General features: G+C 56.8%; 1 protein-coding gene and 1 pseudogene. Both read right to left on the bottom strand.

The annotated features are described in order from the left end of the window. Positions 1–251 (bottom strand): annotated as a pseudogene (locus VBE63_RS29140) (transketolase); the annotation flags it as partial. Between the two features lie 422 nt (positions 252–673). Continuing rightward, complete coding sequence (locus tag VBE63_RS29135) at positions 674–1231, bottom strand: thioredoxin family protein (protein ID WP_323686466.1); 558 nt, start codon at positions 1229–1231, stop codon at positions 674–676. Between the last annotated feature and the right edge of the window lie 293 nt (positions 1232–1524).

The following is a 1524-nucleotide window of genomic DNA, read 5'->3' as shown; positions in this document are numbered from 1 at the left end:
ATACTCAGATCATAACCGGCGAGATGGAGCAACGAGTAGAGCAGCATCGAGCCATGGCCATTCGAGAGGACAAACCGGTCGCGGTCAGGCCAGCTCGGATTTTGGGGATTGTGCTGCAGATAATCATTCCACAGCACCTCGGCAATATCGGCCATGCCCATGGGCGCGCCCGGATGTCCAGAATTGGCTTTCTGGACCGCATCCATGCTGAGCGCACGGATGGCGTTGGCTAGTTCTCTGCGTGAGGACATCTGCCCCTCCTGATCAAGTTTCTTTCGGGTGACTAAATTATTCTGCGCAGCAGCGGATCGCGCGTCGTCGCTCCAAGAACCCAGGCCCAAGCGCAGCGGCCGGCTTGGAGGTCAATGCCCTGTCATCAATCGAGATGGCGGTGGAAGTCGAGCAGCCGACCGCCCAGGCAAGGCCGCCGCTGACTGCGGACATAAGCAGAGCATTCTCGCCGAAACCCAAGCGATAATCCAAGACAATTGCCTTCGTTGCGGCCCAGGCTGTGTTACCAGATCCCAATATTAAGGATTACTGAAGCATTTTACGCAAGTACTCTCGCCTGCCGCAGTCGCCTGCATCCGCCTTGCTCAAGGTCAGATATCAAGGCTGCATAGTGGGTTAGACGAGAGACTTCGAGTCGATGCGCGACTGCCTCAAGGGGCACTTAGCCATCCCGCCACTTGATCGAGCAACCGACACTCGGGATCTGATGCTGCGGACCCTGCCCGGTCTCGGCGACCTGTTTCATCGCTTCAAAGAGATCACGGCGGACACCCTCTGGAGCAGTCTCCTTGCGACTTTCGTCGAGCCGACCGCGATACTGCAGCTTGAGCGCTTTGTTGTAGCCGAAGAAATCTGGGGTGCAAATGGCGCCGTAGGCCCTGGCGATCTCCTGACTCTCGTCGATTAGATAGGGGAACGGGAAGTCGTGCTCGAGCGCGACCGCCTTCATATGCTCGAACGAATCCTCAGGATAGTCGGCGGGATCATTCGCCATGATCGCAACACTGCCAACCCCAAGTGTCATCAACTCACGCGTGTCACGCACCAGGCGCTCGCGGACCGCCTTCACATAGGGGCAATGGTTGCAGATGAACATCACCAATAGACCATTGGGACCGGCACAGTCATCACGACGCCAGGTCCGCCCGTCAACACCTGGCAGTGCAAAATCAGGTGCCTCTTGACCGAAATCGCAGACCGGCGTTTCAAGTGAAACCATCGTTAAAGACCCTCTTAAGCAGTCAACTTTGTGTGATCCTATGGTAACCCAAGACTGGCCCGATCCAAGGCCCCAAGCGCAGACTGGATGCTGGGCTCTTCGCGGCAATCACAGCGCCCAATAACAGCGGTTGAGTCGGCCAAGCAGCCCTTTTTAGCACACTGTTTTTGCTAAGATTACCGGTGTCGAAAAGGAGACTGCGCGAGGAGCTTAAGTCGCCGAGACCCCTGTGAACCCGCGCCGCGATCGTTTACACTGATCTGCTCTCGTCCATTGATTAACCGTTCGCAACG

Source organism: Lamprobacter sp. (genome assembly GCF_034860625.1).
Lineage (GTDB): Bacteria > Pseudomonadota > Gammaproteobacteria > Chromatiales > Chromatiaceae > Lamprobacter.
The sequence above is the reverse complement of the archived record's forward strand: the minus strand, read 5'-3'. Positions and strand labels throughout refer to the sequence as shown.

Bases quoted from the DNA above. Each gene is read 5' to 3' on its own strand.
- VBE63_RS29135 (WP_323686466.1), bottom strand. From the start codon at position 1,231: ATGGTTTCACTTGAAACGCCGGTCTGCGATTTCGGTCAAGAGGCACCT.